Here is a 12970-nt window from a genome sequence, read left to right as displayed (position 1 = left end):
CCGCGAACCAGCTTGTGAGAGGGGTAAGGCGCCATGATCATTGAGACACTCCAGCGAAAAACCTTCGACGCCATCGCCGACACGCTGCCCTTCGCCATCGATCCGGCGAAGGTGACGGTGGAGCCCGGCGTTTCCTACACGGTCAGCCCGATCAAGGCGCACGACTACGCCGCCGGCGTCATGGCGGCCTTCGGCTCAGTCGTCGAACATATCGGCCGGCTGCGCGGCCTGCCGTCGCAAACTATGACGCTGAACCGGCGCCGCTGCGGATTGCTGCTCAACTCCGGCCAGCTCCAGTTCCTCAACGGCTATGGCTGTCTGATGGACACCTGGCCGATCGGTCCCGACAACGGCACCTACCGCGCCAAGGACGGTCGCTTCGTCACCATGATCGGCCTGCATCCGCACTTGCGTGATGCGCTGCTCGATTATTTCCAGTGCTCCAACTCCGCACACGCCATCCAGGCGGCGGTCGAAAAGAAGCCAGTGCAGCAGATCGAGGACGAGATGGCGGCGCGGCGTATTCCCGCTGGGATCGTACGCAGTCCCGAGGAATGGCTCGCACATCCGCAAGGAGCGGCAACGGCGAAACTGCCGATGGTGCAGATCGAGCAGCGCACGAGCAAAGGCGACAACCGGCGGCTCGGCAGGGCAAGGGCGCGCCCGCTCGAAGGCGTGCGCGTGATCGAGATGGCGCATCTGGTCGCAGGTCCCACGATCGGGCGGCTGCTCGCCGAGCAGGGCGCCGACGTGATCAAGATTCAACCGCCGGTCGGCGACTGGGTGTTGCCGCTGTGGCTCGACGTCAACTGGGGCAAGAAGTGCATCCTGACCGACGTGAAGAGCCGCTCCGGCAAGGCGCGCCTGATCGCGCTGCTGGCGGAGGCCGATGTGCTCGTCAACAGCAACTCGCCTGGCCCGTTGCGAATGTTGTCGTCCTGATCTGGCGCCTTGAGGCTCGGTCGTCGGCTAACAATCGCCGTATGCCTTCGGCAACATTGGTTGGTCGTGGTGCGGCCGCGTAGAGGGGCCTCGCGATACGGAAAGCTCCGCAGCTCTCTCCCAGGGCGAAGCGAATGGTCCGCGTTTGCTACCCAAACAAGTCATTGCAACACCTGTCCGGACGGGCTTGCGGGGTGCTGCACTCAGCTGCTACACAGCGCTCGTGTCGCTCCGTTTTCGTGAGTTATTTCAGTAGCCTGTAGGCGGTCATTGTCTGGCTGAGTACCCTCCGGCCCCAGCCAGTGTTTAAGCTGTTGAGTTCATTCGTTAAGCAGTTCGATCTCGGTCAGGTCTTTTGGGCGCGTTTGAAAACAGAGACTCAGTCCAGAATCGAACTAAACGGCGTGGCCATGCTGGCTTATCTCCGAGGCTTCCATTCCAACGATATACCGCGGAAGCTGCTAGGGAAGGTCTGTTTTGCCCTCATCGTAGAATAGGGTGCTATGACGAACGAAGCGGACAACCGGTCGAGATGCGGTTGTGCGGAATTGCAGCCGTGCCGCAGGCCGCCCATCCGGCGGCCTCGTGGGTGGTGTCGCCCGCTATCGCGGACCACTACGACTGCAAATCGCGTGGCTTTCGTTTCCTTGCCCGACCGGAACGATGTAGACCTCGCACTTCCTGCTGTTGAAAAAGCTCCGCGCATAAATCACGCAACCATTGGCTCGCCGGGTCGTGATGGAAACGGGCGTGCCAATATTGCTTCACCGTAAAGCCGGCGATCGCCAGCGGGCATTCGAGCACGCGCAGTCCGTAATAGTGGGCCAGCGTTTCGCCAATGTGCCTTGGAAGGGTGGCGATCAGGTCAGTCGTCCCGACGATTGCGGGTAACCCCAAAAAGCCCGGCAGCTCGAGCGCAACGTCAAGGACCATCCGCTGCTCCTTCAGCGCGTCCGCGAGCAACTGATGTCCGGTGCCGGAACGAATGAGGACGTGCGCCTCACGCCTGAAATCCTTTGCGGTGATGCGGTCGCCGATCCGAACATGTTTTGCGTTCGCCAGGCAGACCCAATCCTGCGGAAAAAGTGCCTGTTGGAAGTGTCCAGCGTCGAGGTCCGAGATGTAGCCGAGCGCCAGATCGGCCTCGCCAGACTGCAGCATTCGCGGGGTATCGCCGCCGATCTGCGCCGCCTCGATGCGGATGCCTGGCGCAACGCGGCGAACGTGGGCGAGGATGGCCGGAAGCAGCGTGATGTGGCTCGCATCCGTCATGCAGATGACGAAGCGGCGCTTTGCAGTCGCCGGATCAAACTCAGGGCGAAGCTCGGCCAGACGACGCAGCATCTCCAATGCTTGTCTAGCCGTCCCGATGAGAGCCTCCGCGCGCGGAGTCGGCAGCATCCCCTCCGCCGACCGGATGAAGAGCGGATCGTCGAGTTCCTTTCGCAGGCGCGCCAGCCAGATCGAAATGGTCGGCTGGCTTTGACCGAGCTTTTCGGCCGCTTTGGTGACGCTGCCCGTGGTGAACAAGGCGTCAAACAGCCGGAGCAGGCGCGGGTCCAGCAGGTTCGTCTCGGAGAGGTCCCGGTGCTTCATTGCAATCTACAATAATGGATATAAGAATCATAGCATATCCGAATAAAGGGCGGACTGCTACCACGCCTCCGACGCCGAAAAAGGCGCGGGAGAAACGTTCGGATGAGGATCTGCTTTATCGGAGCGGGGGCCTTGGGCTCGACCATCGGCGGCACCCTGGCGCGCGGCGGTGCCGAGGTGTGGTTGATCGATCCGTTTCAGGCTCATGTCGACGCGATTAATGCCAGCGGTCTGCGGATGCTCGAGGGTGGCGCTGAGGCCACTGTAAAGCTCTCTGCGTGCACCTCCGCCGCCGAGGTCGGCATGGTGGCGGACCTCGTCATCGTCCTCGTCAAATCCTACCACACGCGGGATGCGATCCGGGCGGCGGCGCCGATCATCGGACCGCAGACGGTTGTGATGTCGCTGCAAAACGGCCTTGGCCACGAAGACATCCTCTCGGAGGAAGTCGGTCGTGACAGGGTCATGGCAGGCAAGACCTATGTTGGCGGCGTGCTGCTCGGACCCGGTCATGTTCGCTCGGGGGTCGTCGGCAAGGAAACCATCATCGGCGAGCTCGATGGACGCTTGACCGAACGCGCACAGCGGATTTCCGAGACGTTCAATCGTGCCGGCATTCTCACGCTGCTCAGTGACAACATCCTGGGCACGATGTGGGACAAGCTCTTCATCAACGTTGCCGGAGGCGGCGTTACCGCCATTACCGGCCTGACCTATGGCGGCCTCTATTCGCTCCCCATCCTGGAGGATTGCGCGCTAGCAGCGATTTCAGAGAGCATTGCCGTCGCGCAAGCTGCCGGCGTCAAGATCTCGATTACCGACCCGCGGCGCGCCTGGACCATGGCATCGGCAGGCCTACCGCCCGAGTTCAAGACCTCGATGTTGCAGAGCTTGCAGTCCGGCAATCTGACCGAGGTCGATTACATTCACGGCTCGGTCGTGCGTTGGGGGGCCAAGTTCAATGTCCCGACCCCCGTCAATTCGACCCTCGTCGCGTTGATCAAAGGGCTCGAATACGCCCGCAGCGATTATCCGGGAAAGGCCTGAGACGATGTCGTTGCCCCGCGCCTATGTCGAGCACGTCGCGATTCGCGTGCCGGATGTGGATCGTCACGTCGACTTCTTTCGTGTGGTGCTTGGTCTCACTATCCGCGACGAGCAACCCGCCGATGGCCCGCGCCCGCGTCAGGTATGGGTGCTCGGAAGCGTTCAACTCATCGAAGATCCGAACTTCGTCGGACCGGAGGGCCGTCTCGCCCATCTCGGCATCATGGTCGACGATTACGAAGGTGTGCTCGCCCGTGCCGCCGCGTGGGGCGCCAAAGCACTGCCCGCCGGCCCGAACTGGCTCGAGCTGCCGGGCGGCCTGAACGTCGAAATCTTGCAAGCCAGTGTGGGTGCCGTGGAAGCGGCGCTGGCGATCAATCCACGGGCCTGAGGAACACGCGACATGACGGATGAGCGCTACTGGGACGATGCCAAGGTCGGCGACGAATGCGTTACCCTTTCGGTAACGGTCACCGAAGCAATGGTGAATGCCTACGCCGAGCTAACGGGCGATTTCACGCCCGTCCATGTCGACGAGGAATACGCCAAGACCACACCATTCGGTACGCGCGTCGCGCACGGGCTGTTTGGTCTGTCGCTGGCCGATGGTTTGAAGACCCGTGCCGACTACCGATTCCTTCCCGGAATGTCGCTGGGCTGGACGTGGGATTTCAAACTGCCGATCAAGCTCGGCGACACCGTGCACGTCAAGTTCCGCGTTGGTTCAATGCGCGCCACCAAGCGTGATGGGTGGGGCATCGTGGTGCTCCCTTCTGAGCTGATCAATCAGCGCGGGGAGGTGGTGCAACTCGGTGAGCATCGGCTGATGATCCCGATGCGCCCGAAGACCAGCGCCGCAGGAGAGCAGGCATGACCGCGCAAGATCTGCCGCTCAAAGGCATTCGCGTCATCGATTACAGCCATTTCCTGGCGGGCCCGTTCATGGGCCGTTGCCTCGCCGCGATGGGCGCGGAAGTCATCAAGTTGGAGCGTCCGAAGCAAGGTGATGCGGGCCGCGCCCACGGCTATTTCAAGGACGGACAATCCGGCTACTTCCTGCAGCAGAACATGGGCAAGCAGGGATTGTGCATCGACCTGCGCGATACGCGCGGTCTCGACATGATGATGAAGCTGGTCGACACGGCCGACGTCTTCATCGAGAACTACCGCCCCGGCGCACTCGAGCGTCTCGGGCTCGGTTACAAGGCGCTGTCGGCGCGGAATCCCAGGTTGGTCTACTGCTCTGTCTCCGCCTATGGCCACACCGGTCCCTATGCCGACCGTCCGGGCTTCGGCCTGATCGCAGAGGCGATGTCGGGCGCCCTGGCGCAACTGGGTACTCCCGGCGAAGCGCCGCCGCTGCTGCGGATGCCACTGGCCGACATGTATACCGGCATTCACGGTGTGGCTGCGATCAATGCCGCGCTGGTCGGCCGCGCTTCATCCGGGCGCGGCCAGCATATCGATCTGGCGCTGTACGACTGCATGGTCTCGATGCACGACTATGCGGTTCAGCGCTACTTCCTCTCCGGCGGCACCGATCTGCCAAAGCAGACTGGCAGCGGACAGCCAGACTCGACCGTTTACGGCGTCTTTCCGGCCAAGGACGGCAATCTTGTCATCGCCGCGCAAGTCGATGATGCGTGGCAACGATTGGCGAGCCTGATCGCGGGAGACACGTTGGCATCCGACGAACGCTTCACCACGCCTGCTGCGCGCAACGCCCATTATGCTGAAGCGATGGAGATTGTGCGCACCTGGACGCAGTCGCAACCATCTCGGGACGCCTGTCTTGCGGCACTTGAGGCAGCGGGTGTGCCGTCGGCTCCCGTGCAGACGATCGAAGAGGTCGTGAAGGATCCGCAGATCCATGCGCGTGGCATGCTGGTCGAGCAGGAGCATCCCGTGCTCGGCAAGGTGACGCTGCCTAACCTGCCGTTCCGCTTCTCAGACTGCGACACCACGGTGCGGACTCCGGCGCCGCTGCTCGGCCAGGACAATCGCCGCATTGCCGCCTCGCTGGGGGTGTCGGCCGAAGCCATCGAGGCGATGGTGCGTGACGGCGTCCTCTACAACGAAGTGGCAGTACAGGAGTGAGCGATGAGCGACCGTTATGCGGTGATCGGCAATCCGATCGGCTTCAGCAAGTCACCTCTCATCCATGGCACTTTCGCCAGAATGACAGGACAGGACCTAGTCTATGAGGCGATCGAGGGCCCCCTCAATGGTTTCAACGAGCGGGTTGATCAATTCCGGACAGAGGGCGCCAAGGGGCTGAACATCACCGCCCCGTTCAAGCTCGATGCCTTCGCCTACGCAAACGAGCTTTCAGAAAGCGCCAAACGAGCAGGCGCTGCAAACTGCCTGAAGTTCGACGGCGATCGGATCGTTGCCGAGAATTTCGACGGGATCGGCCTCGTGCGTGACATCACCGTCAATCTCGGCGTCAAAATGACCGGCCGCCGCGTCCTGATGCTCGGCGCTGGAGGAGCAGCGCGTGGCGCGCTACTGCCGTTCCTGCGTCAGGAGCCATCCGAGTTGGTTCTCGTCAATCGTACCTTATCGAAGGCTGTGGCATTGGCCGAAGAGTTTGCCGGCTGTGGCCCCCTGATCGTCAGTGGCTATGCCGAGCTGGCCGATCTTGCCGAGGGCTATGACGTCGTGGTCAACGCGACGTCGGCCAGCCTGCGCGGTGAGATGCCGCCACTTCCCGGCAATGTCTTCCGCGGTGCGGAGCTGGCGTACGAACTTGCCTACGGCAAGGGATTGACCCCCTTTCTGCGAGCGGCCCGCGCCGAAGGTGTAGCTAAGCTGGCAGACGGCGTCGGCATGCTGGTCGAGCAGGCCGCCGAAGCTTTTTCCTGGTGGCGCGGCGTTCGACCGAGCACGGCTCGGGTCATCGCTGAACTGACTGTCCCTTTGAGCTGATGGGCGATGCCGACCATGCATCAAAAGTCCAGCTTTCTCGTCGGCCTGATCGGCAGCGGCATCGCGGCGTCACGCACTCCGCCTATGCATGAAGCGGCCGCTGACGCCGCGGGCATCCGCTATCTCTACAAGAAGATTGACCTGACGGAGTTGAAACTTGGTGCCGAAGCGCTGCCGGAATTGCTCACGGCGGCAAGGCGGATGGGCTTTGACGGGTTGAACGTGACCCATCCCTGCAAGCAGGCGATCCTTCCGCTCTTGGACGAGCTTTCGCCTGACGTGGAGGCGCTTGGCGCGGTGAACACCGTGGTTATCAGGAACGGTCGAATGACCGGCCACAACACCGACTGGTTCGGCTTCGCCGAGAACTTTCGCCGCAACATGCAGGGTGCATCGCTCGGCCGCGTCGTCCAATTCGGCGCAGGCGGCGCAGGATCGGCGGTCGCTTTCGCGCTCATGAAGCTCGGCGTGCAGGAATTGACCATTATCGACGTCGACGTGGCCAAGGTGCATAATGTGGTCGACGGCTTGTCCCCCCGATTTGCTGAAGTGCGCTTGAAGGTCGGCCAGGATGTCGCGGCGGCCGTCGCTGCCGCAGACGGAATCGTCAACGCAACGCCGATCGGCATGGACAAATATCCAGGCACGCCGCTGCCGACGGCCTTGCTGCGTCCCGATCTGTGGGTTGCCGAGATCGTCTACTTCCCGCTGGAAACCGCGCTGCTGCGCGCGGCGCGTGCCCTCGGCTGCCGCACCGTCGATGGTGGTGGCATGGCGATCTTCCAGGGGACCGAAGCATTTCGCCTGTTCTCGGGCATCTCACCTGATCCAGACGTTTTCTTCGCCACTTTTGCATCCCTGGGAGGGTGACACCCGGCCGATGGGCGAGCGGTACGCACAACGCCCGAGAGGAAACGCAAGATGGGCTATACGCTCGATTTCTCGGTGGTTTGGCACGCGATGCCGGCCCTGCTGTGGGGGTGCGTGGGCACGTTCGCCCTGGCGCTTGCCGGCATGACGCTCGCAATGATGATCGGCGTCGTCGGCGTCGCGGCACGCGATTCGAAGGCGGCCTTGATGCGGGCCATCGTAATCGGCTTCGTCGAGATCGTGCGCAATACGCCTTTCCTGGTGCAGATTTTCTTTTTGTTCTTCGCCCTGCCGCTGATCGGATTGAAGCTCAATCCGACAGCCACCGCCATTATCGCACTCGGTGTCAATGGCGGCGCCTACGCCATCGAGATCATCCGCGGCGGGGTGCAGTCCATTCACAAAGGACAGGTGGAAGCCGGCTACGCGCTCGGGCTGCACAAAGGGCAGGTGTTCCGGTTCATCGTGCTCAAGCCCGCGCTTCGCGCGATCTACCCCTCGCTGACGGGGCAATTCATCATGCTGACGCTGACCTCGTCGATCTGTTCGGCGGTATCGGCTTACGAATTGACGTCGGTTGCGCAGCGCATCGAAAGCGATACGTTCCGCAGCTTCGAGGTCTACTTCTTCGTCACCTTCCTCTACCTCGCGATCTCCTGGCTGTTGATGCTGGGCTTCGCGGTCGTCTCTCACCGCTTCTTCTCATATCCGACACGCTGAGGGAGCGATCATGACACCGCATTTTGGTCTTGCCGAGTTCGGCTTCCTGCTGCGTGGGCTGCAATGGACGGTGCTGCTGACGCTGGTCGCGTTTGCGGGCGGCTGCACGGCTGGGCTGGCCGTCGCATTGCTCCGCACCTGTGGTCATAAGGGCGTGGAATGGATCACTCGCATTTACATCGGGATGTTCCAGGGCACGCCGCTGCTGCTGCAGCTCTTCGTCGTGTATTACGGATTGGCGCTCACCGGGCTGAAGCTCGACGCCTTCGTCGCGGTGGCGATCGGTTTCACCGTGAATGCCTCCGCCTTCCTCGGCGAGATTTGGCGTGGCGCGATACAGGCCGTGCCGCGCGGCCAGACCGAGGCGGCGATGGCGCTTGGACTGCACTATTCGTCCCGCATGCGCGACATCGTGCTGCCGCAGGCGATCCGCATCTCGCTGCCGGCGACCATCGGCTATCTCGTGCAGCTCATCAAGGGCACTTCGCTCGCTGCCATCGTCGGCTTCATCGAACTCGCCCGCGCCGGTCAGATCGTTTCGAACCAGACCTTCCAGCCGTTGCTCGTCTTCGGCGTGGTCGGCGCAATGTATTTCATCCTCTGCTGGCCACTCTCGTGGTGGGGCAGCCGGATGGAGGCCAGGCTCGCCCTGGCCAGTCAAAGGTAGGAACGGCGCACCTACTCAATCACAAACAGCCATCACCAGGAGGAGATACTCATGTTGTTTTCACCCAACCGTCGCCAGCTCGGCATCGCGCTGCTGGCATTGGCAGCTATCGCCATCGCAGGCAAATCGCAGGCCGGAACTCTGGAAGACGTGAAGAAGAAGGGCGTCGTCGTCATCGGCATTCAGGGCGACAATCCTCCCTGGGGCTATGTCGACAGCTCGGGAAAGCAGGATGGCATCGATGCCGACATGGGGCGCGCGTTCGCAGAATATCTCGGCGTAAAGGCCGAGTTCGTTCCGCTGGCGGTTGCCAATCGCATTCCGGCGCTGACCACAGGCCGCGTGGACATTCTGTTCGCAACCATGGCCATGCTGCCCGAGCGTGCGAAGGCGGTGCAGTATTCCAAACCCTACGTCGCCAACGAGATTACACTGGTCGCAGCCCAGGCAACGCCGATCAACGGCAATGCTGACATGAGCAAATTCGTCATCGGCGTTCCGCGGTCCTCCACGCAGGATACTCAGGTGACCAACAACGCCCCGTCCGGGACCGAGATCCGCAGATTCGACGATGACGCCGCCACCATCCAGGCGCTGCTCTCTGGCCAAGTTCAGGCAGTCGGCGCGAATCTGTTTTATCCGCAGCGCCTCAACGCCGCAAAGCCGGAACTCGGGTTCGAGCCCAAGCTTCACTTCACCGCCCTTTACAACGGCGCTTGCACACGACTGGGCGAGAAGGAGTGGAACGAGACGGCCAACAAGTTCATCGACGAGATCAAGTCGAACGGCAAGTTGGCCAGCTTCTACGCCAAATGGATGAAGGTCCCGGTCCCTGTCTTCCCGGACTCCGTCCCCGGCGTTCCCTTCACCGTCCAGTAGCCACCGCGAGCGGCCGACGCGATCCGCGTTGGCCGCCGCCCAACGGCGGAGACCAGTATGCAGGACCAGATCCTGATTGAAATGAAGGGCGTGCAGAAGTGGTACGGCGGGTACCAAGCTCTCCGCAACGTTGATCTCACTGTGCGCAGAGGGGAAAAGATCGTGCTCTGCGGTCCGTCCGGTTCAGGTAAGTCGACGCTGATCCGCTGCATCAACCGCCTCGAGGCGATCCAGCAGGGCAGTATCGTGGTGAACGGCCATCGGCTGGACGACAGCATCAAGGCAATCGATGTCGTACGTCAGGATGTCGGCATGGTCTTTCAAAGCTTCAACCTTTTCCCTCATATGACGGTGTTGCAGAACTGTACACTCGCGCCTATTCGCGCGCGCCGCATCAGCAAGAGTGAGGCGGAAGCGACCGCGCGAAAGTATCTCGATCGCGTACGCATCGGTGACCAGGCCGACAAGTATCCGGCTCAGCTTTCAGGCGGCCAGCAACAGCGCGTCGCGATTGCGCGTGCGCTCTGCATGCAGCCCAAGGTAATGCTGTTTGATGAACCGACCTCGGCGCTCGATCCCGAGATGGTCAAGGAGGTGCTCGATACGATGATAGGCCTCGCCAACGACGGCATGACCATGATTTGCGTGACCCACGAGATGGGCTTTGCCCGCCAGGTTGCCGACCGGGTCATCTTCATGGCTGATGGGCAGATCATCGAAGAAGGCGCTCCCGACGCTTTCTTCCGCAATCCGCAGCACGCCCGCACCAGGCAGTTCCTTGGCGAAATCCTCGCCCATCACTGAACGGAGTACTTCCATGAGCCGTCTTGTCTACGTCCTGAACGGGCCAAATCTCAACTTGCTCGGCAAGCGTCAGCCCCACATCTATGGTCACGAGACGCTTGCGGACGTGGAGCGGGATTGCCGGGCGCTAGCCAAGGAGCTTGGCGTGGAGATTCGTTTCCATCAATCCAACAGAGAATACGAGTTGATCGACTGGATCCACGAGGCGCGCGAGACGGCTGCCGGCATCGTGATGAATCCCGCGGCTTTCACCCATACGTCAGTCGCCATCCTAGATGCCTTGAACACGTTCGAGGGGACGGTGGTCGAAGTGCATATTTCCAACGTGCACAAGCGCGAGGAATTCCGCCACCATTCATTTGTGTCCAAACGAGCTGATGGGGTCATCGCAGGCTTCGGCACCCAGGGTTATCTGCTCGGCTTGCGTCGTGTGGCCAAGCTCCTTGATGAGAAGAAGGGATAGCATCGTATGAGTGCACCCGTCCGCCTGGCGGTGATGGGAGCGGGTCTCATCGGCAAGCGACACGTCGAGCACATTCTCGCGCGGCCGGAGGCGATGCTGTCGTCGATCGTCGATCCGGCGCTTGCGGCACGAGAGTTGGCGGTTTCGCTGAAGGTGGACTGGTATCCGTCCTTTCAGGACATGCTCTCCGAAAATCGGCCAGACGGGGTGGTTGTCGCCACCCCCAACCAGATGCACGTGGCCAACGGCATGGACTGTATCGCGGCTCGCATCCCAGCGCTCATCGAGAAGCCGCTAGCGGATGACGTCCTCGCTGCACAGACCCTGGTCGAAGCCTCGGAGCGGGCGGGCGTGCCGCTGCTCACCGGCCATCATCGCCGGCATAACCCGATGATCCAGCGCGCCAAGGCGGAGATCGACAGCGGCCGGCTCGGCCTGATCGTATCGGTGCATGGCATGTTCTGGCTGATCAAGCCGGACGACTATTTCGATGTGGCCTGGCGCCGCGAGAAAGGGGCGGGTCCTGTTTTCCTGAATCTCATCCACGATGTCGACCTGCTGCGGTACCTCTGTGGGGATATCGTGGCAGTACAGGCTGCCCAATCCAATCGGCTGCGTGGAAATGCGGTTGAAGAGACCGCGGTGATCCTCCTGCACTTCGCTTCCGGCGCGTTGGGAACGGTCAATGTCTCCGATACCATCCAGTCGCCTTGGAGCTGGGAATTCACCGCTGGTGAGAACCCGGCCTACAGTCATACGCAGGAGGCGTGTTACAAGATCGGCGGTACGAGGGCGTCGCTGGCTATTCCGCAACTCGATCTATGGCATCATCCGAGCGAGGCCAGCTGGTGGGCGCCGATCGAGCGCGCGCGGCTGAGCTACGAGAAGCAAGACCCGCTCGGCCTGCAGATTGCCAATTTTTGCGGAGTCATCCGCGGTACGGCCGAGCCTGTGGTGGGCGGGCGTGAAGGGCTGAAAACCCTCGGAGTGATCGACGCGATCAAGCGCGCGGCGGAAACCGGAGATTTCATATCGGTTTGATGTTGGCCGTCCGAAATTCGCAAGCTCGCCTTTCTTTTGAAAGCAACCTTCACGCTATTGATATTGCTAGGGCACTTTTCAAACGCGTACTGAACCCCGCTACCAATCCCGCGATTTTGCACGCTAAACTACGAGCTTGCACGATTTCGCGCCCTTGATGGTAGCAGTCTAAGGCAGGGGCCGGAACTCCCAGCGAAATTTGCCGCTCCCCTGCTTCACCAAGGTGGTCAACTCCGCGGTCAAAACGTTATGCTGCAAGCGCTCGGCCTCCCGAGAACTGAGGAAATCTTGCCAAACATATCTTGCGTGAGGCGGGCTTGTGAGAAAACCTTCAGCTCTTCGCGTCAGAGCCCTTCAGCGCCTTCCAAGCCGCCTGATTGGCCTGATCGAACGCCTTGCGAGACTCGGCGAGCGCTGCGCTCAGCACCGTCCATGACTCGCTGCCAGCCTGCTTCAGCTTCTGCAGACGCGCTTCCGCCTCTGACGCATCGGATTTCATCTGCTTGAGGGCGGCATCGAAATCCCCGGTATGAGTTGCGGCGACCTTGCCAGCCGCCTCACGGAACTTGTCGGCGGCCTCGCGCCAGGCCTTCGCCTGCGCGGCGGCGATGTCCTTGAATGTGGCCTGCTGCTGCTCGAGCTGCTTGCCGGCGCTCTCGAAGTAAACCTTCATCTGCGCCTCGAAGCCGTTCCACTGTTTCTCGAGTTCCGTCCGGCTGCGTGCCCAGGCCGCTTCGCCGGCTTCGGCTTGCGTCTTGAGCTGCGCCTGGAATTCGTCGCGGCGCTTCTTCAGATCGGCGATGATCTGTTCGGCCTTGACCTTGGAGTCAGCCCTGGCCTCGCCGGCCTTGACCTCGAACGAGGCGAGTGCGGCATCCATCTCGTCGATGCGCTCCTTGGCCCAATTCAGGTAGAAATGCATGCTGCTTTGCTCCGACATGACCGTCTCCGTTGATTGTTCGAATTGCATGATCTCCGAGCTTGGGTTTGCTCGTGTTGACTTGGGTCAACTC

General features: G+C 61.7%; 15 protein-coding genes. 13 read left to right on the top strand and 2 right to left on the bottom strand.

What is annotated here, in order from left to right; translation table 11 throughout:
- Positions 1–33: 33 nt before the first annotated feature.
- Positions 34–942, top strand: a complete 909-nt coding sequence (locus JQ592_RS32740; RefSeq protein WP_211406848.1) for a CoA transferase — start codon at positions 34–36, stop codon at positions 940–942.
- Positions 943–1557: 615 nt separating this feature from the next.
- On the opposite strand, the gene JQ592_RS32735 is transcribed toward JQ592_RS32740, so the two are convergent.
- Positions 1558–2538: a LysR family transcriptional regulator gene (locus JQ592_RS32735; RefSeq protein WP_211406847.1), complete on the bottom strand. Its 981-nt coding sequence runs from the start codon at positions 2536–2538 to the stop codon at positions 1558–1560.
- A gap of 102 nt (positions 2539–2640) precedes the next feature.
- Here JQ592_RS32735 and JQ592_RS32730 point away from each other — a divergent pair, with 102 nt between their 5' ends.
- The 12 genes from JQ592_RS32730 to JQ592_RS32675 are packed head-to-tail and all read left to right on the top strand — an operon-like array spanning position 2641 to position 11957.
- Positions 2641–3585 (top strand): ketopantoate reductase family protein, encoded by a 945-nt coding sequence (locus tag JQ592_RS32730; protein WP_211406846.1) that lies wholly within the window; start codon positions 2641–2643, stop codon positions 3583–3585.
- A 4-nt stretch (positions 3586–3589) separates the two neighbouring features.
- Positions 3590–3976 (top strand): VOC family protein, encoded by a 387-nt coding sequence (locus tag JQ592_RS32725; RefSeq protein ID WP_211406845.1) that lies wholly within the window; start codon positions 3590–3592, stop codon positions 3974–3976.
- 12 nt (positions 3977–3988) lie between these two features.
- Positions 3989–4459, top strand: coding sequence for a MaoC family dehydratase (locus tag JQ592_RS32720; RefSeq protein WP_211406844.1), 471 nt, complete (start codon positions 3989–3991; stop codon positions 4457–4459).
- The gene (locus tag JQ592_RS32715; protein WP_211406843.1) at positions 4456–5682 is read left to right on the top strand and encodes a CaiB/BaiF CoA transferase family protein; all 1227 of its coding nucleotides are present in this window, start codon (positions 4456–4458) and stop codon (positions 5680–5682) included. Before JQ592_RS32720 ends, JQ592_RS32715 begins: the two co-directional genes overlap by 4 nt.
- 3 nt (positions 5683–5685) lie before the next feature.
- Positions 5686–6513, top strand: a complete 828-nt coding sequence (gene aroE / locus JQ592_RS32710) for a shikimate dehydrogenase (RefSeq protein ID WP_211406842.1) — start codon at positions 5686–5688, stop codon at positions 6511–6513.
- A gap of 15 nt (positions 6514–6528) precedes the next feature.
- Positions 6529–7383: a shikimate dehydrogenase gene (locus tag JQ592_RS32705; RefSeq protein ID WP_246820841.1), complete on the top strand. Its 855-nt coding sequence runs from the start codon at positions 6529–6531 to the stop codon at positions 7381–7383.
- A gap of 51 nt (positions 7384–7434) precedes the next feature.
- On the top strand, positions 7435–8103 hold the full coding sequence (locus JQ592_RS32700; RefSeq protein WP_211406840.1) for an amino acid ABC transporter permease: 669 nt from the start codon (positions 7435–7437) through the stop codon (positions 8101–8103).
- 10 nt (positions 8104–8113) lie between these two features.
- Entirely contained in the window at positions 8114–8770 is a 657-nt protein-coding gene (locus tag JQ592_RS32695) for an amino acid ABC transporter permease (RefSeq protein WP_211406839.1), read from the top strand.
- A gap of 51 nt (positions 8771–8821) precedes the next feature.
- Entirely contained in the window at positions 8822–9649 is an 828-nt protein-coding gene (locus JQ592_RS32690; RefSeq protein ID WP_211406838.1) for a transporter substrate-binding domain-containing protein, read from the top strand.
- Between the two features lie 57 nt (positions 9650–9706).
- Positions 9707–10453, top strand: coding sequence for an amino acid ABC transporter ATP-binding protein (locus JQ592_RS32685; RefSeq protein WP_246820839.1), 747 nt, complete (start codon positions 9707–9709; stop codon positions 10451–10453).
- 13 nt (positions 10454–10466) lie between these two features.
- Entirely contained in the window at positions 10467–10916 is a 450-nt protein-coding gene (aroQ, locus tag JQ592_RS32680) for a type II 3-dehydroquinate dehydratase (RefSeq protein WP_211406837.1), read from the top strand.
- A gap of 6 nt (positions 10917–10922) precedes the next feature.
- Positions 10923–11957 (top strand): Gfo/Idh/MocA family protein, encoded by a 1035-nt coding sequence (locus JQ592_RS32675; protein WP_211406836.1) that lies wholly within the window; start codon positions 10923–10925, stop codon positions 11955–11957.
- Between the two features lie 331 nt (positions 11958–12288).
- On the opposite strand, the gene JQ592_RS32670 is transcribed toward JQ592_RS32675, so the two are convergent.
- Positions 12289–12897 (bottom strand): hypothetical protein, encoded by a 609-nt coding sequence (locus JQ592_RS32670; RefSeq protein WP_211406835.1) that lies wholly within the window; start codon positions 12895–12897, stop codon positions 12289–12291.
- Positions 12898–12970 lie beyond the last annotated feature (73 nt).

The sequence above is a fragment of the Bradyrhizobium iriomotense genome (genome assembly GCF_018129405.1).
Taxonomy (GTDB): Bacteria; Pseudomonadota; Alphaproteobacteria; order Rhizobiales; family Xanthobacteraceae; genus Bradyrhizobium; species Bradyrhizobium iriomotense_B.
Note: the sequence above shows the minus strand (reverse complement) of the source record. Positions and strands in the feature narration are given on the sequence as shown.

What these genes read in the sequence shown, in the direction of transcription:
- JQ592_RS32740 (WP_211406848.1), top strand. Translation starts at nt 34, where the DNA reads ATGATCATTGAGACACTCCAGCGAAAAACCTTCGACGCCATCGCCGAC.
- JQ592_RS32735 (WP_211406847.1), bottom strand. Translation starts at nt 2,538, where the DNA reads ATGAAGCACCGGGACCTCTCCGAGACGAACCTGCTGGACCCGCGCCTG.
- JQ592_RS32730 (WP_211406846.1), top strand. Translation starts at nt 2,641, where the DNA reads ATGAGGATCTGCTTTATCGGAGCGGGGGCCTTGGGCTCGACCATCGGC.
- JQ592_RS32725 (WP_211406845.1), top strand. Translation starts at nt 3,590, where the DNA reads ATGTCGTTGCCCCGCGCCTATGTCGAGCACGTCGCGATTCGCGTGCCG.
- JQ592_RS32720 (WP_211406844.1), top strand. Translation starts at nt 3,989, where the DNA reads ATGACGGATGAGCGCTACTGGGACGATGCCAAGGTCGGCGACGAATGC.
- JQ592_RS32715 (WP_211406843.1), top strand. Translation starts at nt 4,456, where the DNA reads ATGACCGCGCAAGATCTGCCGCTCAAAGGCATTCGCGTCATCGATTAC.
- aroE (WP_211406842.1), top strand. Translation starts at nt 5,686, where the DNA reads ATGAGCGACCGTTATGCGGTGATCGGCAATCCGATCGGCTTCAGCAAG.
- JQ592_RS32705 (WP_246820841.1), top strand. Translation starts at nt 6,529, where the DNA reads ATGCATCAAAAGTCCAGCTTTCTCGTCGGCCTGATCGGCAGCGGCATC.
- JQ592_RS32700 (WP_211406840.1), top strand. Translation starts at nt 7,435, where the DNA reads ATGGGCTATACGCTCGATTTCTCGGTGGTTTGGCACGCGATGCCGGCC.
- JQ592_RS32695 (WP_211406839.1), top strand. Translation starts at nt 8,114, where the DNA reads ATGACACCGCATTTTGGTCTTGCCGAGTTCGGCTTCCTGCTGCGTGGG.
- JQ592_RS32690 (WP_211406838.1), top strand. Translation starts at nt 8,822, where the DNA reads ATGTTGTTTTCACCCAACCGTCGCCAGCTCGGCATCGCGCTGCTGGCA.
- JQ592_RS32685 (WP_246820839.1), top strand. Translation starts at nt 9,707, where the DNA reads ATGCAGGACCAGATCCTGATTGAAATGAAGGGCGTGCAGAAGTGGTAC.
- aroQ (WP_211406837.1), top strand. Translation starts at nt 10,467, where the DNA reads ATGAGCCGTCTTGTCTACGTCCTGAACGGGCCAAATCTCAACTTGCTC.
- JQ592_RS32675 (WP_211406836.1), top strand. Translation starts at nt 10,923, where the DNA reads ATGAGTGCACCCGTCCGCCTGGCGGTGATGGGAGCGGGTCTCATCGGC.
- JQ592_RS32670 (WP_211406835.1), bottom strand. Translation starts at nt 12,897, where the DNA reads ATGTCGGAGCAAAGCAGCATGCATTTCTACCTGAATTGGGCCAAGGAG.